Consider the following 24407-nt stretch of genomic DNA (forward strand, 5'->3'; position numbering starts at 1 on the left):
GAGTTTCTTCCGGGACCAGGTGAGAAATCCTTGATCGAACCGTGGATGGCATGATGATAAAGGACTCTTGCAACGGATCTTCCACGACGTTTGTCCCACCGCGCTTGTCGAAATCGAAATTTTTGTCGGGATTGCAATGTCACAAGCGACTGTATCTGGAAATTCATCAACCCGCCTTGGCCACGCCGCCGGATGCGTCGACACAGGCCATTCTGAACATGGGCACCGAGATCGGCGTCCTGGCTCAGCAGCGTTTCCGTGGCGGCGTCCTCGTGAAAGCGGGATTCCGTCAGCGAGAAACGGCGATCGCTGAGACCGCGGCGCTGCTTCAGGACCCAGCTATCCTCGCCATCTTTGAAGGGGCGTTCGAATATGACGGAGTTCTTGTCCGCGTCGATATTTTAGAGCGCGTCCGGAACCGTGAGGAAGGACCGTCGTCCTGGCGTTTGATCGAAGTGAAGTCCTCGACCAGAGTGAAAGAGATCCACCTCGATGACCTCGCCATACAACGCCACGTCGTTCAAGGGGCCGGAGTCAGGCTTGAGGCGACCTGCCTGATGCATATCGACACGGGGTATCTCTTCCAGGGAAGCGAGGTAGATCTCGAGGCGCTCTTCTCGATTGAAGATGTATCAGAGGCGGTGAGCGCTCGACAAGGACGGATACCAGAGCGACTGACCGCCATGAAAGCGATTGTGTCTGAGCCGCAGGCTCCGCTAATCGAGGCTGGCCCGCATTGCAAGGCCCCCTACGAATGTCCCTTCTGGGCCCATTGCACGAAAGACAAGCCGTTGCGCTGGGTCTATCATCTGCCGGGCAAGAAAGAGAGCATCGCTCAGCTTGTGCAACAGGGCATCAGGATGATTGATGACATTCCGGATGAAATGAGGCTGTCCGATGTCCAAAGAAAGGTCAAGGACAACGTCGAATGGATTTCATCGGGATTGGGTCCGATCCTTCGCTCGCTCCGCTATCCCATTCACCATCTCGATGCTGAAACCGTCATGCTGGCACTCCCGCGGTTTCCCTTGACGAGGCCCTATCAGTCTCTGCCGGTTCAGTGGTCCAATCATATTGAATTGGAATCCGGTGAAGTGGTGCACCGGGAGTTCCTGCACGGCGAAGCGTCGGACCCTCGCAGGCATTGGGTGGAAAGTCTCATCGAATCGCTCGGGGAGACAGGGAGTATTGTGGTCTATTCAGGCTACGAAGAAACGCTCATTCGCCAGCTGGCGGAGACCTTTTCGGAGTTCAACTCGGCGCTGAAGGCGATTCTCAAACGACTCTGGGATCTCCTTCCGGTCATCAAGAGTCACTATTATCATCCCGCCTTCAACGGATCGTATTCGATCAAATCCGTCTTGCCGGCTGTGGTGCCATCGCTCGGGTACGGAGATCTCGCGATTCAAGAGGGAGGACAGGCGGCGGCGGAGTACTATCGGATGGTATTCATCGAAAGTGATTGGGTGGAACAGGCGGCGATACGAGACGCCCTCTTACGTTATTGCGCACGAGATACCTGGGCGATGGTGGAACTGCGCAGAGTGCTTGGAGAGAAGGCTGACCGCCATGTCTGAGCACAAGATGAATGCTGGGTCAAAACGAGAACCACATAAGGGGCGTTTATCCTGTCGCCAGGATTTATTATACGGGCTCCGCGTCGAGCAAGCTTGGTAGGGCGGAAAGGGTGGGCATTCGAAGTCGCGTTCGCTGGAAGGCGCACTCTCAAAACACTTGATGTGTTTTATCCGGTCGCCAAGAACTATCAACTGGCTCCCGGTACGAGCAAGCTTGGGGTGGCGGAGAGGGTGGGCATTCGAAGTCGCGTTCGCCGTGCCGCTCACGCTCCTACTGAGGGGGCCAGCCCCCTCGTATGCTCCCCGCTCGGGGGAACCTTTCCCTCGCGAACCCTCTTGTTCGAATCCCACCCCCTCCCTGTTATTCTTAGGGCGATGAGCTCCTGGATGGTTAGTAAATTGAGCAGACATGGCTGTTAGTATGGCGGAGAGGGTGGGATTCGAACCCACGGTCGAGTTACCCCGACAGCAGTTTTCGAGACTGCCCGATTCGGCCGCTCTCGCACCTCTCCGTTCTGGCGGATCGTCGGCTGGTTGAGTATCGAGCAGGGCGAGGAGAACATGCTCGATGAGTGCGCCGAGCTTACCGTGGTCGATGCCGTTTTGCAATGGCTTCCCATGACTCCCCAGCCCCCTTGGTTCCGCACAAAACCAGTGTATAGGTTATGCAGTTGATGGAGGGAATGCAAACTGGATTAACTCGGCCTTCTCCACTCCTTGTTTGACCAAAGCGGAAACATCGATCAGCCGTTCAACCTTGTGCACGTCGTCAAGCCGAGTTTTAGTGCTTGGATGGGGAGGTACAAACAGCTTGCAACAGTCCTGGTCCGGCTCTATCGACGTTTCATAGGTGCCGAGGCGTCTGGCCTCGTCGATGATCTCGCGTTTGTCCATGCCGATCAACGGCCGGAGAATCGGCAATTCCGCGGCCTCTTCAATCGCACATAAGTTCTGCGACGTTTGAGAGGCCACTTGTCCTAGGCTATCGCCGGTCACTAATGCCCAACATTGTTCCTTCCTCGCAAATTCCTCGGCGATTCGGATCATTATCCGTCGGTACAGCACGACCCGGAAGGGGGCGGGCGTGCTCAGGACAATCTCGCGCTGGATCTCTCCAAAGGGAATGATATGGAGGTGTGAATGATACTGATATGCGGTGAGGTTCCTTACCAGATCCTGAACTTTCTCCTCCGAGGCTCGGCTAACCAAAGGCCGTCCGGAAAAGTGAACGAAAGTAGACACACAGCCTCGCTTGATCATGCGATAGGCCGCCACTGGAGAGTCGATACCTCCCGAAATAAGACAAGCAACCCTGCCGCTGACGCCGACCGGCATGCCGCCAGGTCCCTCGATTTTTTCGGTGGCGCAGAACGCTTCTTTTGAAAGGAGCTCGATATAGATCGTCAGATCAGGATTTTTGAGACTGACTTTCTTGCCTCTTGCCTCGCAGACTGCTGCACCGATGGTTCTCTCCACATCCATCGAAGTCAAGGTCAGGCGTTTGTCGGCCCGTCTGGCGGTCACTCTGAACGTGGTGAACGATCGTGTCTCAATCTCTTCGAGGACGGCCGTTGTGAGCGCATCCAGGTTGGGGTTTGACAATTGGAGCGGAACCACACGGCCCAGTGAAAAGTTGGCAATGCCGCAGACGCGTCTGAGCCGGTTTCGAACCGCTTCGAGGGGCGATTCCGGCGGAAGCCAGATGCGGATACGACTGTGGAGGTTCTCGAGCCGCCGGACCGCTATGTCCTTGAGAGCTGTACGAATGTTCTTAATGAGGCATTGTTCGAAGTAGTCTCGGTTGTGACCCTTCAGAGCGAGCTCATGATAGTGAGCAATGGCAGCGCGCATATGGACCATCAAGTAATGGATCAAGGAGCTTATACGGTGGTATGCCTTTGAATGTCAGCTCAGCCCTGGCCAAGGCTTTCAAGAAATCGCTCGGCGTCGATGGCGGCCATGCAGCCCGTTCCGGCTGCGGTAATGGCCTGGCGATAATGGGAGTCTTGCACATCTCCCGCCGCGAACACGCCGGGGATATTGGTGGCCGTTCCGTGATGTGCCAGAAGATAGCCGGCGGCGTCCATCTTCAATTGATCGGTGAAGAGCGCGGTGTTTGGGCGATGACCGATCGCCAGAAAAAGCCCGGAACAAGGTAATTCCCGAACTTTTCCGGAGAGGATATTTTTGATGCGGACCCCGGTCACGACATCCTGACCGAGCACATCCTCGACAACACTGTTCCAGATGAAGGAGATCTTTTCGTTCTTCATGGCCCGATCTTGCATGATCTTGGAGGCTCGAAGTTTGTCGCGACGATGAACGATCGATACTTTGGTGGCGAACTTGGTCAAAAACGTCGCTTCTTCCATCGCACTGTCTCCGCCGCCTACGACGACCAGTTCTTTGCCTTTAAAGAAAAACCCATCGCAGGTCGCACAGCTCGACACACCATGGCCCCACAGTCGTTTTTCGTTTGGGAGACCAAGGGTAATCGGGGAGGCACCGGTCGCGATGATCAACGTCTTCGTTTCCACTGTCTGTTCTCCGTCGACCACAATCTTAAACGGTCGATTCTTGAGATCAACGGCTGTCACATCGCCTGTTTTGAATAACGTGCCAAACCGTTCCGCTTGAGAGCGCATCTCTTTCATGAGCTCCGGCCCCATGATGCCCTTGGCAAAACCGGGGTAGTTTTCCACTTCCGTCGTGGTCGTGAGCTGGCCGCCCGCTTGCCAGCCTTCGATGAGCAGGGGAGCCAGATTCGCCCGCGCAGCATAGATGGCGGCAGTCAATCCAGCTGGTCCGGATCCGATGATGGCAACGTTATGCATGTCGGTTGACTCTATCACAGCTAGGGAAGAGGACGGTAGCCGGGTGTGCTGGCTTCTGACTGTAACTGCTGGAAAATTTGTCTGACCAATCGGTGAAGCCTGTTTTTGGGCACAGTTCCGTCGAGCAGATAATCTGCACGTCGGCGTTTCATCGCGAGGGGCAGCTGGCTCTTAATACGCCGCAGTGCCTCAGCTCGTGAGAGGCCGTTCCGTTTCCTCAGGCGGGCGATTTGCGTTTCTTGATCAGCGGTCACGACGATGATCTGATCCACGCGGTTGTCGATGCCGGCCTCGATGAGCAGGGGTACATCGTACACCACGACGGCACGGGGATTTCTGTGAGCTGCTTCTCTCGTCAGTCGGGACTGCTCCCGAGCCACACGAGGATGGATGATTCGTTCAAGTCGGCGAAGCTTCATACGATCACCAAATACGATCTGCCCGAGAGTTTGCCGATTGATGGTGCGGTCAGCGTTTAAGATGATCTTTCCGAATTGGCGGAGAATGTCTCGCCAGGCCGGTTTGCCTGGCTGGACGACCTCTCTCGCCAATTCATCAGCGTCGATGACCACAGCACCGCATTGCTTGAACATCTTCGCCACGGTGCTTTTCCCCGTGGCGACGCCTCCGGTAAGTCCGATCAGGATCATGGCGGCGAAGCTTATCATGCGGTATGCCGTCCCACAAAGGGTGATTGACAGGGTTAGCTGTCAGCTTGTATGAAAATCTTCATGCGGCTTGTCGTCCTTCTCGTGAGCGGTCTTTGTTTCAGTACCACTGTGTTCTGCTGGGCCGAGGGAGACAGCACGAAGGTTGTTCCACGTACCATCACGGTTGCACTCGATGGCTCAGGGGATTTTTCTTCGATTCAAGAGGCCGTCGACGGCGCCGGCAAGGGTGATACGGTCGTGATCAAGGCTGGTTTTTATGCTCAGGACTTGACCATTCACAGCAAAGAGAAGATTAAGATTCTCGGTGAGGGAATCGACAATGTCGTTCTGCTTGGACGAGGCCAAATGGTGGGGGTGTTGCATGTGGGGAAGTGGCCGTATGGGGCAACGGACATAGAGATCAGCGGCCTCACGATCAACGAGCATGGGGGGCACGCTGTCGGCATCTTCAACGGAAACCACATCACGCTACGTCAAGTTCGTGTGAACGGAATGGTCTTCGGCCAGCAGGTGCAGGATGTCCATATCGAAGACTGTGTGATCGGGGGGAGTGAGACGACGGGCGTTCACTTTTCTGATTCTCAGGTCCTTCTGACGGGAAATGTCATTCATGACAACGATTACGGAGTGAACGTGACCGGCAGATCTTCGGTTCGCCTTGAGCGCAATATCGTCACCAGAAGTTTATTCGAGGCCGTCGTGATCAGTGACCAGGCAAAAGCGGTCTTGATCAATAATACTCTGGTTAAGAATGGTGGTGGGGCGGCGTTCCTCGACTCAGCGACGATTGAGGCGGCGGCAAATATCCTCAGCCTCAATAAAGTCGGGTTTCTTATCGCCGCTTCGAGCCAGACCAAAACCTCATACAACGCGTTGTTTAATTGCGATGTAAACTATATGAGAACCGGGCCTCAAAACGTTTATGCGCCGGAGCTACAGGCTGAATCCGACATGACGGTTGATCCGCTTTTTGTCGATGTCGAGCATGACGACTTCCGGCTCAAGCCCGATACCACTCTAGTCAATCGTGGATCGTTTGGGTACCTCGGAGCGCTTCCCCCCATTCCAGTGCCGACACAAAGTCGCTGATAAGACCATTCAAAACAATGAGATAGAAGGCACTCCTGATGGGAGGAATGCGCATGGTATGCTTAAATACACGCGCTTCCGGATCATTCCTGAGCTCAAGTAACACCGTAATCGCGCCGAGAAAGTTTCAACCAGGAGGTCTCCCTTGGCTAGCTTCCGTAGCAATCTTGAAAAGCCGTCGGGTGAAGGCATCCCCTCGCTCATGGATATGGAATCCGGCAAGTTGGTCGGAGCCGTACTTCCGATGTCTGAACAAGCCCAGATCCAGATGCGGAACAGCATCGAAGTCATTGACTATCTCTTAAATCAGGAACGAGTTATCTGGAGTTAGGATTCGATTTCTCGGCTAATCGTTTTTTCATAGCAATTCCCCCATAAACTGAGCTGCTCCCCTCATCATCGATGATTCCCTGTAAGGCTCTTGCTCTCTCATCGACCCACGACTAATACGTTCTTCAGGTAAACCACTCCGAGACCGAGAAGTAGAATGGTCCAGGTCCTTGCGTCATGCGACCGCCAGCTTGATTCTTGTCCGCAAGGGGTGCATCGTAGGTTCTGCGGCGACTAACGTGCTCACGGTAAAAGTCCAGTGCGGAAAATAGTTCGGACATCTTCTCGTTCCCAAACTCCTCTCAACGCCGAGCGGCAACGGCTTGGCGAAGACGCTGTCCGGAAGCGGCACTGGAAGCGATGGGGGCCGTACTTGAGCGAGCGCGCCTGGGGAACCGTGCGTGAGGACTACAGTCCATACGGAACGGCCTGGGAAGCTTTTCCTCATGATCATGCTCGCTCGCGGGCCTACCGATGGAACGAAGACGGGCTTGCCGGGATATCGGATCGTCACCAATACATCTGTTTTGCCATCGCTCTTTGGAATGGACACGATCCGATTCTGAAGGAGCGGGTATTTGGTTTGACCGGTAACGAAGGAAATCACGGCGAAGATGTTAAAGAATACTATTTTTATCTAGATTCAACGCCTACACATTCATACATGAAGTATCTCTATAAGTATCCACAGGCAGGGTTTCCCTATGCCAGGCTTGTAGACGAGAGTCGAGGCCGTAGACGTGGGGAGTTGGAATATGAGCTGATCGACACCGGAGTTTTTGACGAGAATCGCTACTTCGATGTGATGGTGGAGTATGCGAAGGCGACACCTGAGGAACTCCTCATCCGCATTCAACTCACGAACCGAGGGCCGGATCGCGCCGAACTGACACTCTTGCCAACGCTCTGGTTCAGGAATACCTGGTCGTGGGGAATTGATGCTCGTCGGCCGAGAATGCGTGAAGGAAAAGCCGGTGATGGGATGAGCGTGATTGAATTGGATCACGAGTATTATGGTGAGCGACGCCTTTGGTGTGAAGGAAGCCCTCCGTTACTCTTTACGGAAAATGAAACGAATACCCGGCGCCTCTATGGCGATCAAGATGGCGCCAGATACGTGAAGGACAGTTTTCATGACTACGTGATCCATAATCAAGCGGAGGCGGTCAATCCTGAGAAGGTCGGCTCCAAGGCCGCCGCCTTCTACCAGCTTTCATTGCCTGCCGGGGCATCGGAAGTCATTCGGCTATGTCTTACTAACAGTACGGATTCGGCTGGATTCACAGTTCGAGTGTTCAATGACGTTTTTAAGCGACGTATCCGGGAAGCCGATGAATTTTATAATGAGCTGGCTCCCCAGGATCTATCTGATGATGCACGGCGTGTACAACGACAGGCATTTGCGGGATTACTGTGGAGCAAACAATTCTACCATTATGACCTGAAGCGTTGGCTCGTCGGTGATCCAGGGATGCCGGATCCTCCTCATGAACGGCTGCGTGGGCGCAACTCGGACTGGACCCATCTCTACAATGCCGATGTGATCTCCATGCCGGATAAGTGGGAGTATCCCTGGTATGCCGCTTGGGATTTGGCCTTCCATTGCATTCCGCTCGCGCTTGTCGACTCAACCTTCGCCAAAGAGCAACTTATCCTGATGCTCAGAGAATGGTACATGCACCCGAACGGTCAGATTCCGGCCTATGAATGGGCGTTCGGTGACGTAAATCCCCCGGTTCATGCCTGGGCGGCATGGCGGGTGTACAAGATCGAAAAGAAACGCAGAGGAGTCGGTGATCGGGTTTTCCTCGAACGAGTGTTCCATAAGCTGCTCTTGAACTTCACCTGGTGGGTGAATCGAAAGGATGCCGAGGGCAAGAATATTTTTCAAGGAGGATTTCTGGGACTCGACAACATCGGCGTCTTTGATCGCAGTGCTCCATTGCCGACGGGTGGCCATATTGAACAGTCGGATGCGACAAGTTGGATGGGGATGTATTGTCTCAATATGCTGTCGATCTCTCTGGAGTTGGCACGTGACAATCGAGCGTATGAGGACGTGGCGAGCAAGTTTTTTGAACATTTCGTGTATATCTGCCGAGCCATGAACAATATCGGCGGCGAAAAAATCGAGCTCTGGGACAGAGAAGACGGCTTTTTTTATGATGTGCTGCATCTTCCCGATGGACGGACCTTTCCGCTCAAAGTGCGCTCTCTCGTGGGGCTGATCCCGCTGTTTGCCGTAGAAACGTTGGACTCGGAATTGATCGACAGCCTTCCCCGGTTTAAGCACCGCATGCAGTGGTTCATCGAAAATCGGCCAGATTTCAGCGCGCACATCGAGGCGCATTCCCATGATGGCGGGGTGCGCAGGTTTTTGTCGCTGGTCAATCCCACGCGACTCAAGTCGGTGTTGCGGTACATGCTCGACGAAGAAGAATTTCTCTCGCCGTACGGCATCCGGGCGCTCTCGCGCTACCACAAGGACCATCCCTATGTGCTTTCCATCATGGGTATGGAGTATCGCGTGGACTATGAACCTGCTGAATCGAGCACGGGGCTCTTCGGGGGCAATTCGAATTGGCGAGGTCCAATCTGGTTTCCGGTCAACTATCTGTTGATCGAATCGCTTCAGAAATTCCACTATTACCTCGGTGACGAGTACCGGGTTGAATATCCGGTACGTTCCGGCCGATTTGTTTCTTTGAACGAAGTTGCGTCCGAGCTCTCTCGACGGCTGACACATATTTTTCTCAAAGACAACGACGGCCGACGTCCCGTCTATGGGGCAACGAGGAAGTTTCAGGAAGATCCGTTCTGGAAAGACGCCATTCTTTTCTACGAGTACTTCCATGGCGATAATGGAGCGGGGATTGGAGCCAGCCACCAGACGGGATGGACAGGGCTTGTCGCAAAGTTGATTCAGCAGTCGGGAGAATAGGACGGCAGAAATCGCGGGTTTTTCTCTGGTGCAACCCCTTCCCAGGATCCAAGGGAATCACGATAACGTACGGTGTACATCGCATGCGCACCGTCGAAAACCAAGTTTCCACACCGGTTAAGGTGAGAGGGAAGATGGTGGAGCAAACCGATTGTCAGAACCTCGATCGCGCCCTCAGCCTTGAATGGTTGGAGACGAACGGTCGAGGAGGATTTGCCTCGGGTACCGTTGCCGGGGCCAATACACGACGATATCATGCCTTGTTGATGACGGCGCGTCGACCTCCCAGCGATCGATATGTGCTGGTCAATCACGTCGAAGAGTGGCTGAGCGTCGACGAAGATAGATGCTCGCTCACGACGAATCTCTATCCGGGAGCGATATATCCCGACGGATATACCCATTGTTGTGAATTTTCCACGCTTCCCTGGCCGACATGGACCTTTATCTATAACGGGGTTCGAATTCGACGCGAAATCTTCTGCGTTCGCGGTCGGGACCTGGTCATCGTTCGATGGAAATTGATAGGCCTTAAGGGCGGTTTCGTGGTTCTTAAAGTTCGGCCGATGTTGACCGGTCGAGGCTACCACGCTCTGCACCGCGAGAACGGCATTCTGTCGACGCGCGCTGCGATCAAACATGAATCGGTGATCTGGCAGCCATATAGCGGTGTCCCGGCCGTGCGCGCGTTTCACTCAGGAGCCTATCGCCATGCCCCCGATTGGTATCGGTGTCTCGAATATTCTGTCGAGCGGCAACGAGGCCTTGATTTCCAGGAAGATTGGTGGTCGCCGGGAGAGTTTTCGTTCGAGCTGAGAGCAGGAAAGGAACAGACACTCACATTCACCAGCGAAGATCTCGATCACCTCGACGTGGTTCGACTGATGCGAGGAGAACGTGCCAGGCGCACAACATGGCGCAAGGCGCCATTGTATAGGGATCGGCTGATCGAGGCATTACGGCAGGCTACAGAAGTCTTTCTGGTCCAGCGGGATAAAAGACAGACCGTGATCGCCGGCTACCCCTGGTTCACGGATTGGGGACGGGACACCTTCATCTCGCTTCCCGGGCTGTGTCTCGTGACGGGTAAACGGGCCGTGGCTTGGCAAATCATTGAAGCCTTCTGCGCTCATGTGTCGGACGGGATGGTACCCAATCGTTTTTCCGATAGTGGTGAAGAGCCAGAATACAACACGATTGATGCGTCGCTGTGGTTCGTCTATGCCATCGAGCGGTACCTCGCGTACAGCCACGACACGAAACGTGTCCGATCGATTGCTTGGCCGGTGATCAAGCAGATTCTCGACGGGTACCGCCACGGCACGCGATACGACATTCATATGGATGTCGATGGCCTTATCACGGGTGGAACGCCCGGTAGTCAACTTACCTGGATGGATGTGAAAATCGGGGAGTGGGTCGTGACACCGCGGCATGGGAAGCCGGTTGAGGTTCAGGCCTTGTGGATCAAAGCATTGGATATCGGAGAACGTTTGGCGACTCGGTTTGCCGAGGCAGACTACGCGGCGAATTGCCGGATGATCCGAACGCGAGCCGAGGAGTCGTTCCGTAAAAGATTTTGGTATCGGGAAGGGCAGTATCTGTATGACACCATCGATGGACCGGATGGCGACGATGCATCAATCCGGCCCAATCAGCTTTACGCGATTGCTCTGTGCGACGGTCTGGTGACGAGACCGCAGGCCGAGCAGGTTCTCCATATCGTAAAAGAGCAGCTGCTCACGCCGGTGGGGCTGAGAACGTTATCTCCACAGGATAGTCGATATCGTCCTCGGTACGAAGGTGGCCCGATGGAACGAGACAGCGCCTACCATCAGGGAACCGTCTGGCCGTTTCTCTTGGGTGCCCTCGTCACGGCATGGGTGAAAACATATGGGTCCACTGCCAAGACGAAGGTTGAGGCAAGATCGTTTCTGAAAGGAATAGAAGCCCACCTACACGAAGGTTGTATCGGGCAGGTGTCGGAAATTTTTGACGGGGACCCGCCGCACTCTCCGCGAGGCTGTCCAGCTCAAGCTTGGTCCGTCGCGGAGCCTCTCCGTGCATTGGTTGAAGACCTCGGAGCGCCAATTAGGGGCGGAAGGGCCGGCTCCACTCGTTGTGCATAAGCCTCGTCTAATCGAGTCAAACTCAAATTAAAGTGGAAACGGTTCCCTTTTCACCGGCTTGACAGAGTTGGTACTCATCCGTAGTCTGGATAAAAGGGACGCTCAGGGAGGAGTGATCATGAAGGATTTATTCGTCTGGACAAAAAATGGTTGGCGAATCACTGCCGGGGTGGCGACGCTGGTCTTATGTCTTGTCACTCCGTACGGAACGTTCGCTGATGAGCTGCTGAAGGAGTCCGTGTTACCGCTCAGCATGGCCAGCAAAGCGATTCAGGCAGCGGTGGAGTCTTGCAAGAAAGACGGGTATCGAGTGAGCGTATCCGTGGTCGATCGTGCAGGCATTTTACGTGCGATGGGGCGTGCCGACGGTGCCGGACCGCATACGGTCGATAGTAGCCGGAAAAAAGCCTATACGGCTGCCAGTGCACGGCGTCCGACCAGCGAATTGGCCGATCTCATCACAAAAGTTCCCACGCTCCAGACGCTTCGAGATATCAACGGCGATATCCTTATTTTGGGCGGGGGGCTGCCCATCGAACTTGGAGGCGAAATCGTGGGGGGAATCGGAGTTGGAGGAGCACCGGGAGCTCACCTGGATGATGCATGTGCCCAAGATGGGCTCGACGCGATCGGTGCAGCTTCGAAGGTTCCTGCGCCGAAGTGAACGTGTCATCATGGGCGACCGTTTTGAGCTGTATGGTGCTGCTCTGTACCGGGTGTAACAGTAATACCCCTGAGCCTGCTACGGTTGAAATCACCTCGGCACGACTTCGGCTGACGATTGAGAGGACGGCAACGGATCCGTTCCTTCAACGATTTAATCTCACGATGCACGTCAACGGGGCCAATGGCTGTGCTTCTTCCACCGAACTATTTCCGGATACCGGGTATGCCGGTCGCCGTAACGTCTATCAGGCAGCCAACGCAAAGATCTATGTCGTCGGACAGTACGATGCGCGTGTCATCGATTCACTGAGCTGCCGAACGCACCTCTCAGAGTTTCGTCACCTCGATCGAGAGGTCATTTTTGTTGGAAGTTTCGATCAAGACGAATACAAGCACTGGACCTATATTTCTGCCACTCAACGGCCGGAAATGCCGTTCGAGAAGCGGTAACGAAGGTTGGAGGGAAGCTCTAACAGGAACCACATCCGGGACATCATCATGGGTCTCATGTCCGTCGTGTAATACGACAATCATTGGTCATGCAACAGCCGATCATCGGATATCATCAAGATGACCAGGGCGACTGGGTCGCCGATCTGGCCTGTGGTCATGGACAGCATGTACGGCACCAACCTCCATTTACAGATCGTCCGTGGGTGCTTACTCCAGCTGGACGGGAGCGGTATGTCGGTACCAATCTCAATTGTAAGAAATGTGAAGAACCGGGACTTGATTCTCGCCTCACTCCGCGATAGCTTCCGCGTCGTCCACCGCGAATGACGATTCCGGCGATTTTACGGACCCACAAGGTGTTCCATCCTTCACGCGAATAATGGCCTTACTTGACTGCGTATGTTCTCCTTGTGTCTTCGGGCCTGGATATCCAGTCATTCAGCATAGTCGTCGATGTTCAACACGGTCTGATCGGACCATAGTCGAGAGCAGAGCCGTTCGGACATCTTGACAAGACTCAAGTGTTTGTTTGACAACCTTGCCACGTTATCCGTCGGATTAGGTGGTCCATGTTGTCCCAACGATACCAGATTGCTGTTCTGCTTGGACTGGTGGCGCTCTTGGGCTGTTATTTGCTGTTGCCGCTGAGCGCGTCCTATGTGTTGGCAGATAGGCTCCGTGGCTATGGTTACAGCAGCGTCATTCTCCAGCTCGGCTATCCGGGCTGGGCACGCATGCGCATTCCCGTGGTGTCGTTTCAGCAGGATTTGGGCGAAGAACGATTGATGATCTCGCTGACTGACGCAGAGATACACTATGACCCGGTCCAGCTGTTTCAAGGTCGTGTGAGTCGAATCATACTTCGAGACGCGTCGATCCATGTCTTGAATGTGCAAGGCACGGATGAGGTGATCAAGGGGGACATGGGGCCGGATCAGCCCGATAATGAACAATCACCGTGGCGGTTGTTGACGGCTGGGGATCTCTTGCGCAGTCTGCCCATCCTTCCATTCGACGAGTTACAGCTGGATCATCTCACCATTTTTCGTGAACAGGCGACAGGGCCGCTCCAAAAAGTCACGATTGACGGGAGTTTGATCTATAGCGGTAGGGAGGTGGATGGGCACCTTGTCTTTCAAGGACGCGATACCGCGTCGTATGGACTCGTTGTCGTAGGGCATTCCGCAAGTACCTGGTCCGTCACGTTGGCGCCACAACGGCCGCAAGCGACGCCGATTATTTCTTGGCAGTCACGAGCCCATCCACAAGGCTCAGAGATTCGGGTCAATGGACGTCTCCAGATCAATGTACAAGAATTGGCCCCATTCATCGCACTCCTTGTTCCGATCGGTCCGGAGCTTGAGAAAGTGACGGGAGAGGTAGCAATCGATTGGGCAGGGATGGCTCCAGCAGATGCCGCATTGAGTTCCTTATGGGAAGACGAACGGGCTCATCTGGATGGCCATATGCGAGTCGACGTTACGCTGCCGGCTTTAAAAGGTGTGGCGAAGGACATCGCCGTCGCCTATGAGGGGAGATTCGAAGGGAATGCCACTCAGGCCGAGTGGGCCATGAGTCCGGGTGTGTTGCTGACCGCCACAATCAATACTCAACCGCGTATTATTCCAGAAGCGGTTCGGTTGATACTTCCCCATGGGGATCAGCCGGTGAGGATCGAGAACAAAAAGCCCGTGCAAGGAACGTTCTATTGGAAGGAGACGCCTATACGCACGGTGGCACAGGGGCCCTTGCACGTGACGTACGGTCGGACGCCAGGACCATTGGTGGCACAGTTCGAAACCACCCGAGCTGAGGGTCTAGGTAATGAATTGGTGTTGGCCGAAGGGGCCTATCATTTGGAGGGTATCCTTCCGAAGGCCATTACCGAACGGCTTTCAGCCAAAGAGGCGATGGGAGGAGTGCAAGGGACGGTGAAACTGGCTCGGACGCATGTACGTGGCGTGCTGTTACCTCCGTCTTCAGTGACGGCGAAACAGATAGGTCAGGGCACCACCCTTATTTCCAGTGTCACGCTGAATCTATCGGAGCCGTTGACGGTCGAATGCGATCTGACGGCAATCCATTGCCGCGGGGGAGCAATAATCGCGACCCTTCGAGCTCCGGCCCTGAGAGTAGGTGGTCGGAGAATCCGCATTGGGCAAGGTATCTTGAAAATTCGAGATGTGGAAACGACTAAGGCCGCCTGGGCTGCACAAGGGACGTTATCAATCGCCGGAGTCAGTCCGGAGTCCGGTTCGTGGTGGCCATCCGCGAGCGATTGGATGATCAAATTCTCGGCTGATCAGGCCGGCGTCAAGGCCGACCTGCGAGTCGATATCCCGACGCACGAAGGGTTCGTAACCGCCAGGATCGAACAGCCGCTGCAGACGGCGGAGGGAGTTCTGCACGGTGTCATCGGTCCGCTGACGTTTAACGGAGTTGATCGGCGGCTCGGTAAGTTGATGATGGGACTCTCTCCTTCCATCGATGTGATCGATGGAATGTTCACCGCCACCGTCGATGGGTCGTGGTCAAGCAACTCTCACGAGCGCATCGCGATGATGAACGGGGCTTCAGCAACTGCGAAGGTGGTCGTCGAGAGATTGTCCGGTCACTACTACGATTATGTCGTAAAGGGCGTGAGCACCACGATGGTGTTACATGCCAAGGGACTTGAGTCAATCCTGATGAACGAGCCGGCCACCATCTCTGTGGCGGCAATCCAGAGCGGTGTTGACGCCACCAACCTCGCGGCTTCCGTTCAGATAAAATGGAAACTGGCCGATAGCCTGCCAGTGGTCGAGGTGCGAGACTTCCAATGCGAAATCTTCGGAGGAACCGTCAGCACTCCAGGACCTGTGGTAGACTTGGCCAAGCCGCCAGTGACAACGACGTTTTTGCTCCGGAATCTTGATCTCGGGAAAATTCTCAGCGTGGAACAACAGCGAGGGCTTCAGGGAACTGGAACGCTCAATGGGACCCTGCCTGTGACCATCACGTCGGGTGGGGTCCTCGTGAAAGACGGACTGATCGAGGCACAGCCTCCCGGAGGAGTCATTCGGTATGCATCGGCGCCGGAAACGTCGAAGACCCTGTCGGACTCTGATCGTCAACTCCAGCTCGTTGCGCAGGCGCTGAACAACTTTCAGTATTCACTGCTGCGCGTCGGTGTGAAATACGGTGAAACGGGCATGTTGGACCTGAACGCGCGGTTGGAGGGCAGAAATCCAGACCTGAGGAGTACGCCGCCGATTCACTTCAACCTTACCCTGCAGGAACATATCCCGACGCTTCTCAAGAGCCTCCGCTTGGTCGATGATCTCGAGGGGACCATCGAAAGAAAATATAGGCGACAAGGATCATTATGAGGCGAACCATGCTGAGCAGAACCATACTGATAGGGGGTGGAGGACTGGCCTGGGGCATTCTGCTTGCCGCTCTGAGCGCCTGTACTCCACGCGTCGAGGTCGCTGCGTCGGAAAAGCCGATTACGATCAATCTCAATGTGAAGATCGATCATGAGATTCGGTTGAAAGTCGACAAGGATTTGGATCAAGTGCTGTCGAATGACAGCGGATTGTTCTAGTCGTCGGAGGACATCATGGTCATAGGACGGTTGATCATCACGATGTGTACGGCACTGTTATGGGCCGCCATCCACTCTCCCGCGTGGGCACTGTCGTTGGATGAAGCGAAAGCGCAGGGGTGGGTCGGAGAAAAGGCCAGCGGTTATCTGGGGGTGGTGAATCCTTCCAATGCTGAAGCGCGGTCGTTGATGGACGATGTGAATAAAAAGCGGCGGCAGGCCTATGAAGAGATCGCAAAGCGAAACGGTACCAGTGTCCAAGCTGTGGAAACCCTTGCCGGGGAAAAAGCCATTCAGAACACCAAACCGGGAAACTTTATTGAAGGAGGCGGTGGGTGGATCAAGAAATAGCCGTTATCCATAGCGGTCGTTCTTCCAGGGGAGCGCGCTGTTCGAGTACCCTCGGACTTCCCAAAATCCTTTCTCATCTTTATCGGAAAACGTAATCTCCTTCACCCACTTCGCTCCTTTCCAGGCATACCGCTTCGGGACGATCACACGCACCGGCCCACCGTGGTCCCGCGTCAGGGGGTTGCCATTCCAACTATGCGCGAGTAGCACATCGTCGTCGTGACAGGCGTCAAGCGGTAGGTTGGTTGTATAGTCATCGTAGGATTTGAACAGCACAAATTGCGCGAGCGACAGCGGTTTTACGAGGGACATGAGGTGCTTGAAGCTCACGCCTTCCCAATCGTTGTCATAACGACTCCATGACGTGACGCAATGGAAGTCCGACCGGTCTTTGAATTGAGGTTGGGCCAAGAATGATTCCCATGTCAGGACAAGCGGAGCGGCGACAAACCCGCCGATACTGAGTCTCCATTCATGTAATGGAATCTCGGGCTTGAAGCCAAGGTCCAGAACGGGAAAATTCTCGACCAGGTGTTGGCCGGGTGGCAGCCGATCGTCTCCCTCATAGAACACTTCACGTTCCTCCCCACCACGACGTGCTTTGGCCCACTGCTCTTTCGTCCTTGTCAGCCTGCTCGATTCATCCATTCCCACCTCCCTCCATATAGATTACGGGAATTGAAGTTGATCTAGCAACCGAGCTGACCCGTGGTCGGTTGTTCGCAGGCACTCTGACGCCTCACTATCTCAGCGAGCAGCGGTCTTGGTAAGTACTGTGGGATTGTTGTGCTCGCCCCTCAGCTCTGTAAGGTTTTCCAGCGTCCTCAGACGTACGTGTAAGCAGCTTATCTCATTGACAGATACCGAAGGAGCCACCATGATACAGCACGACGCCACTATGACGACCCCGGTCTCCACTCAGAGTGAAGCCAGCAGTTCATATCTCGGCAAGATCTTGATCGCGGGTATCCTCGCCATAGCGCTTGGTGCCTTCTTCTATTTCGATCTCGGACAGTTCCTGTCGTTAAATGCGCTGAAAGAGAATCGAGACAGTCTTTTAACGTTTGCAGACGAGCACTTTGCATTCGCTGTAGGATTGTTTATCGTCGCCTATGTGGTGGTGGCTGGTTTGTCCCTGCCGGGAGCCGTCATCCTGACGTTGGCCGGTGGGTTTTTGTTTGGAGGGATTCTCGCAACGGTCTTCATTAATATCGGGGCGACCACCGGGGCAACCCTGGCATTTCTGACCGCACGGTATCTCTTACGGGATACGGTTGAGCAGAAGTTCGGCAAGTGGTTGGGGCCTTTCCAAGAAGGATTCGCCAAGAACGCCTTCAGTTATCTGTTGACCTTGAGACTTATCCCACTCTTTCCATTCTTTGTGGTGAACCTGGTGTCCGGTCTCACGCGCGTGAGCGTCGGCACCTATATTGCGGCCACGGCGATTGGAATCGTTCCCGGATCGTTTGTCTATGCCTATGCGGGACGCCAGCTCGGTACGATCAACTCGCTGAAAGAAATCGCGTCTCCCAATGTCATCGGTGCCTTCGTACTCCTGGGGCTGCTGGCGCTCGTCCCGGTCGTGTATAAGCGATTTGCGGCGAAACCAGTGTGATGAACACCGCATCGATTGACGATACGCAACGAAGGGTGTCACGCTATGATGACCGAGCCTCTCTCAAGGGACGTAGGAATGGGTGAGCACGATCAGCCTGCAGTCCTTCCCGACGACGAGTACAATCAAGAACTCGTCGCCAACGTGCACCCTGCCGATTGGGTCAATCCGGAACCGACCGGTCGCTATAACATCGTCGTGATCGGAGCGGGGACCGCCGGGTTGATCACGGCCGTCGTCGCCGCGAGTCTGGGAGCCAAGGTCGCCTTGATCGAAAAACATCTGATGGGTGGAGACTGCCTCAATGTCGGATGCGTACCGTCGAAAGGGGTGATCCGGGCAGCCAGAGCCTGGGCGGATTTGCGGAAGGCCCACGAGTTCGGCCTTCAGATTCCCGCCGGGGTGAAGTATGACTTCAGCGCGGTGATGACGCGCATGAGGAAACTGCGCGCTCGCATCAGCCAGAATGACTCCGCCCGGCGATATACCAAGCTCGGCGTGGACGTCTATATCGGCAGCGGGCGGTTTCTCGGCGCCGAAACGATTCAAGTGGAAGGTCCGGCCGGTAATCGGATCCTCACCTTCGCGAAAGCCGCGGTCTGTACCGGCGCCAGAGCGGCGTCACCTGCGACCCCTGGCCTTCAAGAAGCGGGGTATCTGACGAACGAAACCGTCTTTTCACTGACGAAGTTGCCCCAGCGGCTCGGCGTGATCGGGGCCGGCCCCATCGGATGTGAACTGGCGCAGTCGTTTGCCCGATTTGGGAGTCAGGTCTATCTGATCGAAGCCACGCACGGTATCATGCCGAACGAAGACCGCGATGCAGCGGACCTTGTCGAGCAGCACATGGTTCGAGACGGGGTGAAACTACTGTGCTGCGGAAAAGACCTGAACGTACACAGGACAGATGACGGCAAGCATCTGACAGTCGATTCACACGGTCAGCAGTATGCCGTAACGGTCGATGAAATCCTTGTCGGCGTTGGACGAACACCCAATGTGGAGAAGATTGGATTAGAGGCCGCAGGGGTCGCGTACGATAAGAACGGGATCAAGGTCAATGTCAGATTACAGACATCGAATCCTAACATCTACGCAGCAGGCGATGTCTGTTCACGCTACAAATTCACCCATGCCGCTGATGCCATGGCACAAATCGTCATCCAGAACGCGCTGTTCCCACATCCGTTGAGTTTGGGCTATGCCAATGTCGATGCGTTGGTGATGCCTTGGTGTACCTTCACCGAACCGGAAGTCGCCCACGTCGGGATGTATGAAAAAGAAGCAAAAGACAAAGGACTTGAGGTCGAGACCTATACCTACCAACTTGATGAGGTTGATCGAGCCATACTGGACGGGGAAACGGACGGGTTTGCACGGGTTCACATACAAAAAGGGACGGACAAGATCCTGGGCGCAACGATCGTCGCCGCGCATGCCGGGGACATGATCAGCGAATTTTCGGTGGCCATGAAAACGGGTGCGGGAGCCAAAGCGATCGCCGGTACGATCCATCCCTATCCGACCCAAGCCGAAGTGAATAAGAAAGTGATCAATCTTTGGCGGAAAGCCCATTTCACACAGGGAACGAAGAACTTTCTCACCAAATTGTTCGCCTGGATGAGAAAGGGAAGATGAGGGATGGAACCCGAGGAAAACAGCAGGCTGTTGATCATGACGTGCGCATGGATTGTCATGTGGCTGTTCATTGCTCCAGCATGGCTCTGGGCACAGGGTGAAACTGCGCTGGAAGTGGGGAAGTTTTCCGCAAGTGAGCCAGGGGGCCGTCTGCCGGATGGCTGGAAGCCGTTGACCTTCAAGAAAATCTCCTCGCTCACGACATACGAGCTGGTGAGGGATGGGGAGCATGTCGTCGTCAAGGCCACGAGCGAGGCCTCCGCCTCGGGGTTAACCAAGGAGGTGAGGATCGACCCCAAGGAATTTCCCATCGTGCAATGGCGTTGGAAAGTCGACAATCTTCTCAAGAACAGCGATGCCACGCGCAAAGACGGCGACGATTATTCGGCCCGACTCTATATTACGTTCGAGTATGACCCTGACAAGGTGAGCGTGGGGAAACAACTCAAGTACAAGGCCGGCCGAGTCCTGTTCGGAGACATTCCCATCGGAGCGATCAACTATGTCTGGGAGAGAAAGGCGCCGGTCGGCGAGATGATCGACAACGCCTATACGGATTTCGTCAAAATGGTGGTCGTAGAAAGTGGCCCTCACAATCTCGGCATATGGGTCAAAGAGTCGCGCAATATCTACGAAGATTATAAGAGAGCCTTCGGAGAAGAACCGCCGCTGATCAACGGCGTGGCGATCATGAGCGATACCGACAACACCAAAGAACGGGTGGTGGCCTACTACGGCGACATCATATTCAAGAAGGCCCAATAAGCTATTTCCTCTGATCCTTCCTGGCAGACATGCCACCTTCCAATCCCTTTTCGGATGATTCCTGCGTTTCACCCGTGATGCTTTTGTGATAATCGCCTGTTATTCTGGCGGTTATGGGAAGCGAAGGGCCTCATGGGCAAAGCGCAACGCCTCGGACCATTCTCGTGATTGAAGACGATCGAGACATTGCGCGGCTCCTGGAACTTCATCTGCAGGACGGGGGGTATACCGTCCACATAGTCCGAGATGGTGTCACCGGCTGCACGCACGCGCTCTCCAATACCTACGACTTGATTATCCTCGATCTGATGCTGCCGGGGATGGATGGGTTGGACATCTGTCATGCGCTGCGAGCGAAACCGAACTACACACCTGTCCTGATGTTGACCGCCAAATCGACAGAGTTGGACCGCGTACTGGGGTTGGAAGTCGGTGCAGATGATTATCTGACTAAGCCGTTCAGCATTCGAGAGCTCCTGGCACGGGTCAAAGCCTTGTTCCGCCGTATGGAGGTGCTGAGGACGCCAGTGGAGTCAGCTCGGCAGAAATTGATTCGTGCCGGTGACCTCGTGATTGACACCGAGAAGCGCAAGGTCACGTTATCGGGCAGGACGATCGACCTGACAGTGAAAGAGTTTGATCTGTTACTGCTATTCGCCCGACAGCCGGGCCGTGTGTATACCCGTTCACAACTGCTCGATCTGGTGTGGGGATATGCGCACGCGGGTTACGAGCATACCGTGAATTCTCATATCAATCGGTTGAGGGCCAAAATCGAAAGTGATACCAGCCGTCCCCGGTACATTTTGACGGTTTGGGGGATTGGCTATAGCTTTTCGGAAGAACACACAAGCGGGTAGCGCCATGTTCACAACCCTGTATGGAAAGCTGGCCGCTGTCCTTATCGGGCTGTTTGGCCTTATCGGCGCTGGAACCATACTGCTGACGCTTTATGCGACTCGGCTGTATTTCCAAGAGGTGAATCAGAAGCTCAACCAGACCTTGGCTGAACGCATCGTGTCTGAACAGATCCTCATGCAGGAAGGACGGGTAAACGAGGCGGCGCTCAAGGAAATCTTTCACAGTCTCATGGTGATCAACCCGAGTATCGAAGTCTATCTGCTTGATGGTCGGGGATCCATCCTGACTTTTTCAGCTCCTCCTGAAAAAGTGAAGCGAGAACGTATCTCTCTCGACCCCATTGAGCGGTTTTTGTCAGGAGCTGAAGATTTTCCAATCCTGGGAGACGATCCGCGAGACCTGACACGCAGGAAGATCTTTTCTGCATTCCCCGTCCAAACTTTAGGCGGCGACATTGAGGGCTATCTCTACGTGATTCTCGGTGGAGAGGAGTTTGACTCAGTCGCACAGGTGCTGGAAGGTAGTTACATTCTGCGCGTAAGCACGTGGGCGATCGTTGCAACCCTGCTGTTTGCGCTTTTGACCGCCCTCCTCATGTTCAAGCTGTTGACTCGACGGCTCAGAATGCTCGCCTTTGCCATGGAGACCTTCAAGCGTAGCAACTTTTCCGAATCGTCGGATCTCCCGCACCAATCTCGTCTTCAGCAAACGATTACCGAGCGAAGGGATGAAATAGACGAGTTAGGGGCGACCTTTGCCCATATGTCAGATCGGATCCGGCAGCAAGTGCACCAGCTCAAACAGACCGATCAGTTGCGACGTGAGTTGGTCGCCAATGTCTCGCATGATCTTCGCACGCCGCTGACATCCCTTCAGGGATATCTCGAGACGCTGAGCTTGAAAGAAGGATCTCTGTCACCGGAGGAACAGCGCAAATATCTTGGAATCGCCATTGCACATAGCGAGCGGATGGGAAAATTGATTGGCGAGCTGTTTGATTTGGCCAAATTGAATTCTCTTGAGATGGCGCTTCATCTGGAATCGTTTTCCCTCGGTGAACTGGCTCACGATGTCGTTCAAAAGCTGACGTGGCTTGCAGGCAAGCACGAAGTGACGCTGCAGGCGGAGATACGTGAAAATCTTCCCTTTGTATCGGCTGATATCGGACTGATTGAACGGGTCCTCGAAAACTTGATCGAGAACGCCATTCGACACACGCCGCGCAACGGTACGGTCATGGTCATCTTGAATCCCGATGGCCAGGAACTTGTGGTTCAGGTGTCCGATACCGGCTGTGGGATTGCACTGGAAGATCTTCCGCACATTTTTGACCGGTACTATCAAGTCGAGCACAATCAGCAAAAGAATTCGACGGGAGCAGGGCTTGGTCTTGCGATCACCAAGCGGATTCTGGAGCTGCACGGAAGCACCATTGAGGTTCGCAGTATCCTCAACGGCGGAACAACCTTCACGTTTCGTCTACGCACGATCCAACCTTCCATCCCAGCAGTGGATTCTTCTCGCTCCGCCTGATTTCCCGTCATCCTCGCTGAGACCACATTGCTTCCTGCTTTTCTCCGACATTCGTGATCACGATGCCATGATTTTGTGATGGTTCCGTGACCACGGAGGCCAACCTCCATGTGCGGTTACATCAGGCCCGCAAGCTGGTCAGAGCGGCCCTTGAAACCACATTCGGACGAAGATCATTCATTTTCTAAATGTGATCAAGTTGTGATCAACGCGTGAACGTTTCGTGACATTTTGTCGCCATGATATAGGTTCTCACACGGTACAGAAGGGAGATCTCGATGCGTCATCTCAGCTCACTGATTGTTTGTGTGATTGTTGTCGTGGGCGCGGTTGCTCCAGTCAGAGCCGAAGCCGATAGAGAGCACCTTTTAAAGGATGCAGGAGTCTATGCCACGTTCGCCGTCTTCAAAGCGTCGGAGCAATGGTGGCAAATGGAGCCTCAGGCTCGTGCTGAGGCGAGTGCGGACGTCAAGAAGATGCTGGAGAAATACGCGGATCGAGTGGCCGCGGATGTGTATCTGCTGCGGGGATTGTCTGAGCGAGCGGACATCCTGATCCGGATCCATTCGAAAGCGATGATTCAAAATCAAAATTTTATCTTGGATGTGATGGCATCAAAATTCGGAAAGTACTTCAATAACGTAGATACATTCAACGGCATCACGAAAGCTCTCAACTACGTACCTGATTTTCCAGGAGATTTAAAAGCGGAATTAAAGACGCCTCCTCCACAGGGCAATACCTATGTGATCGTCGTACCGATCCGCAAGGATGCCGAGTGGTGGATTGCCGGGCAGGATACGCGGACCAACATGATGAAAGAACATACGGATGCCACCGTGGCCTATCTCAAGACCGTCAAACGGAAGCTGTATCACTCGAGCGGGCTCGATGATTGGGATTTCATCACCTATTTTGAAACGTCACGTCTCGAGGATTTCCACGATTTGGTGACCGGATTGCTCAAAGTGAAAGAGAATCGGCACAACCGAGTGTTTGGTGATCCGCTCCTGCTGGGAACTATTCGGCCACTCGATGAGATTCTGGAGATCCTCGCCCGTTAACGTGCTCTCGGCAGGACGACAGTCGAAAAAGTCGGTGGATGGCTCTTGGAGGGTTTCCTTCAGTAGGGAAGAATTCGTGAACGAACGCGTGCCTGTTTGAGAAACCAGACGAGTGCGCTAACGAATTCCGCCACTGGTCCGTCGGTGAGCACTAGCAGGCAGTGGAAAAACATTTTGGCACCCGATCATTCTCGGCATATTGAGGTCACAGACTGAATCAGAATCGCCCGCAGGATGGTCAAGGCCTTTCAACAAGGCTGTTGTGGTTGTTGCCTTTTGGCTGGAGATCGTGTGTAAACGCCAC

General features: G+C 54.5%; 20 protein-coding genes and 1 tRNA gene. 16 read left to right on the forward strand and 5 right to left on the reverse strand.

From position 1 onward, the window contains the following. Window positions 1-53 precede the first annotated feature (53 nt). Window positions 54-1577: a hypothetical protein gene (locus A4E19_10905; protein ID OQW30060.1), complete on the forward strand. Its 1524-nt coding sequence runs from the start codon at window positions 54-56 to the stop codon at window positions 1575-1577. A gap of 422 nt (window positions 1578-1999) precedes the next feature. On the opposite strand, the gene A4E19_10910 is transcribed toward A4E19_10905, so the two are convergent. The 4 genes from A4E19_10910 to A4E19_10925 form a co-directional block, all read right to left on the reverse strand. After that, a tRNA-Ser gene (locus tag A4E19_10910) sits at window positions 2000-2089 on the reverse strand. Window positions 2090-2240: 151 nt separating this feature from the next. Continuing rightward, window positions 2241-3428 (reverse strand): hypothetical protein, encoded by a 1188-nt coding sequence (locus tag A4E19_10915; GenBank protein ID OQW30061.1) that lies wholly within the window; start codon window positions 3426-3428, stop codon window positions 2241-2243. A 59-nt stretch (window positions 3429-3487) separates the two neighbouring features. Next, window positions 3488-4411 (reverse strand): thioredoxin-disulfide reductase, encoded by a 924-nt coding sequence (locus A4E19_10920; GenBank protein OQW30062.1) that lies wholly within the window; start codon window positions 4409-4411, stop codon window positions 3488-3490. A 20-nt stretch (window positions 4412-4431) separates the two neighbouring features. Further along, window positions 4432-5061 (reverse strand): dephospho-CoA kinase, encoded by a 630-nt coding sequence (locus tag A4E19_10925; GenBank protein OQW30063.1) that lies wholly within the window; start codon window positions 5059-5061, stop codon window positions 4432-4434. An 81-nt stretch (window positions 5062-5142) separates the two neighbouring features. Between A4E19_10925 and A4E19_10930 the strand changes: the two genes are divergently transcribed. The 9 genes from A4E19_10930 to A4E19_10970 all read left to right on the forward strand — a co-directional run bounded on the left by A4E19_10930 (window position 5143) and on the right by A4E19_10970 (window position 16627). Then, window positions 5143-6171, forward strand: a complete 1029-nt coding sequence (locus A4E19_10930; GenBank protein OQW30064.1) for a hypothetical protein — start codon at window positions 5143-5145, stop codon at window positions 6169-6171. A gap of 145 nt (window positions 6172-6316) precedes the next feature. After that, window positions 6317-6502, forward strand: coding sequence for a hypothetical protein (locus A4E19_10935; GenBank protein ID OQW30065.1), 186 nt, complete (start codon window positions 6317-6319; stop codon window positions 6500-6502). A 267-nt stretch (window positions 6503-6769) separates the two neighbouring features. Then, window positions 6770-9442, forward strand: coding sequence for a glucosidase (locus A4E19_10940; protein ID OQW30115.1), 2673 nt, complete (start codon window positions 6770-6772; stop codon window positions 9440-9442). A gap of 83 nt (window positions 9443-9525) precedes the next feature. Beyond that, window positions 9526-11571: a hypothetical protein gene (locus A4E19_10945; GenBank protein ID OQW30066.1), complete on the forward strand. Its 2046-nt coding sequence runs from the start codon at window positions 9526-9528 to the stop codon at window positions 11569-11571. A 169-nt stretch (window positions 11572-11740) separates the two neighbouring features. Then, the gene (locus A4E19_10950; protein OQW30116.1) at window positions 11741-12235 is read left to right on the forward strand and encodes a hypothetical protein; all 495 of its coding nucleotides are present in this window, start codon (window positions 11741-11743) and stop codon (window positions 12233-12235) included. Between the two features lie 32 nt (window positions 12236-12267). Then, window positions 12268-12687, forward strand: a complete 420-nt coding sequence (locus A4E19_10955) for a hypothetical protein (GenBank protein ID OQW30067.1) — start codon at window positions 12268-12270, stop codon at window positions 12685-12687. Window positions 12688-13259: 572 nt separating this feature from the next. After that, window positions 13260-16058 carry a hypothetical protein gene (locus tag A4E19_10960; protein ID OQW30068.1) on the forward strand — a complete coding sequence of 933 codons (2799 nt, stop codon included), beginning with the start codon at window positions 13260-13262 and terminating at the stop codon, window positions 16056-16058. 8 nt (window positions 16059-16066) lie between these two features. Continuing rightward, entirely contained in the window at window positions 16067-16276 is a 210-nt protein-coding gene (locus A4E19_10965) for a hypothetical protein (GenBank protein ID OQW30117.1), read from the forward strand. Window positions 16277-16291: 15 nt separating this feature from the next. Further along, a complete protein-coding gene (locus tag A4E19_10970) occupies window positions 16292-16627 on the forward strand; it encodes a hypothetical protein (protein ID OQW30069.1) in 336 nt (111 codons plus the stop codon). 3 nt (window positions 16628-16630) lie between these two features. Here the strand turns inward: A4E19_10970 and A4E19_10975 are convergent, their stop codons facing one another. Beyond that, window positions 16631-17275 carry an oxidoreductase gene (locus tag A4E19_10975; GenBank protein ID OQW30070.1) on the reverse strand — a complete coding sequence of 215 codons (645 nt, stop codon included), beginning with the start codon at window positions 17273-17275 and terminating at the stop codon, window positions 16631-16633. 229 nt (window positions 17276-17504) lie between these two features. Here A4E19_10975 and A4E19_10980 point away from each other — a divergent pair, with 229 nt between their 5' ends. From A4E19_10980 to A4E19_11005, 6 genes are all read left to right on the forward strand, one after another. Beyond that, window positions 17505-18242, forward strand: coding sequence for a dihydrolipoamide dehydrogenase (locus A4E19_10980; protein ID OQW30071.1), 738 nt, complete (start codon window positions 17505-17507; stop codon window positions 18240-18242). Between the two features lie 78 nt (window positions 18243-18320). Then, on the forward strand, window positions 18321-19880 hold the full coding sequence (locus A4E19_10985; protein OQW30072.1) for a mercuric reductase: 1560 nt from the start codon (window positions 18321-18323) through the stop codon (window positions 19878-19880). Between the two features lie 36 nt (window positions 19881-19916). Further along, window positions 19917-20645 carry a hypothetical protein gene (locus tag A4E19_10990; protein ID OQW30118.1) on the forward strand — a complete coding sequence of 243 codons (729 nt, stop codon included), beginning with the start codon at window positions 19917-19919 and terminating at the stop codon, window positions 20643-20645. A gap of 113 nt (window positions 20646-20758) precedes the next feature. Next, window positions 20759-21505, forward strand: coding sequence for a DNA-binding response regulator (locus tag A4E19_10995; protein ID OQW30073.1), 747 nt, complete (start codon window positions 20759-20761; stop codon window positions 21503-21505). A 4-nt stretch (window positions 21506-21509) separates the two neighbouring features. Continuing rightward, entirely contained in the window at window positions 21510-23039 is a 1530-nt protein-coding gene (locus tag A4E19_11000) for a hypothetical protein (protein ID OQW30074.1), read from the forward strand. Between the two features lie 278 nt (window positions 23040-23317). Continuing rightward, entirely contained in the window at window positions 23318-24103 is a 786-nt protein-coding gene (locus A4E19_11005; GenBank protein ID OQW30075.1) for a hypothetical protein, read from the forward strand. The last annotated feature ends 304 nt before the right edge of the window (window positions 24104-24407 follow it).

Origin of the sequence: Nitrospira sp. SG-bin1 (assembly GCA_002083365.1) — a bacterium.
In the GTDB taxonomy this organism is placed as follows: domain Bacteria; phylum Nitrospirota; class Nitrospiria; order Nitrospirales; family Nitrospiraceae; genus Nitrospira_D.

Bases quoted from the DNA above. Each gene is read 5' to 3' on its own strand.
- A4E19_10905 (OQW30060.1), top strand. From the start codon at position 54: ATGATAAAGGACTCTTGCAACGGATCTTCCACGACGTTTGTCCCACCG.
- A4E19_10915 (OQW30061.1), bottom strand. From the start codon at position 3,428: ATGCGCGCTGCCATTGCTCACTATCATGAGCTCGCTCTGAAGGGTCAC.
- A4E19_10920 (OQW30062.1), bottom strand. From the start codon at position 4,411: ATGCATAACGTTGCCATCATCGGATCCGGACCAGCTGGATTGACTGCC.
- A4E19_10925 (OQW30063.1), bottom strand. From the start codon at position 5,061: ATGATCCTGATCGGACTTACCGGAGGCGTCGCCACGGGGAAAAGCACC.
- A4E19_10930 (OQW30064.1), top strand. From the start codon at position 5,143: ATGCGGCTTGTCGTCCTTCTCGTGAGCGGTCTTTGTTTCAGTACCACT.
- A4E19_10945 (OQW30066.1), top strand. From the start codon at position 9,526: ATGCGCACCGTCGAAAACCAAGTTTCCACACCGGTTAAGGTGAGAGGG.
- A4E19_10955 (OQW30067.1), top strand. From the start codon at position 12,268: ATGGTGCTGCTCTGTACCGGGTGTAACAGTAATACCCCTGAGCCTGCT.
- A4E19_10960 (OQW30068.1), top strand. From the start codon at position 13,260: ATGTTGTCCCAACGATACCAGATTGCTGTTCTGCTTGGACTGGTGGCG.
- A4E19_10965 (OQW30117.1), top strand. From the start codon at position 16,067: ATGCTGAGCAGAACCATACTGATAGGGGGTGGAGGACTGGCCTGGGGC.
- A4E19_10970 (OQW30069.1), top strand. From the start codon at position 16,292: ATGGTCATAGGACGGTTGATCATCACGATGTGTACGGCACTGTTATGG.
- A4E19_10975 (OQW30070.1), bottom strand. From the start codon at position 17,275: ATGGATGAATCGAGCAGGCTGACAAGGACGAAAGAGCAGTGGGCCAAA.
- A4E19_10980 (OQW30071.1), top strand. From the start codon at position 17,505: ATGATACAGCACGACGCCACTATGACGACCCCGGTCTCCACTCAGAGT.
- A4E19_10985 (OQW30072.1), top strand. From the start codon at position 18,321: ATGGGTGAGCACGATCAGCCTGCAGTCCTTCCCGACGACGAGTACAAT.
- A4E19_10990 (OQW30118.1), top strand. From the start codon at position 19,917: ATGACGTGCGCATGGATTGTCATGTGGCTGTTCATTGCTCCAGCATGG.
- A4E19_10995 (OQW30073.1), top strand. From the start codon at position 20,759: ATGGGAAGCGAAGGGCCTCATGGGCAAAGCGCAACGCCTCGGACCATT.
- A4E19_11000 (OQW30074.1), top strand. From the start codon at position 21,510: ATGTTCACAACCCTGTATGGAAAGCTGGCCGCTGTCCTTATCGGGCTG.
- A4E19_11005 (OQW30075.1), top strand. From the start codon at position 23,318: ATGCGTCATCTCAGCTCACTGATTGTTTGTGTGATTGTTGTCGTGGGC.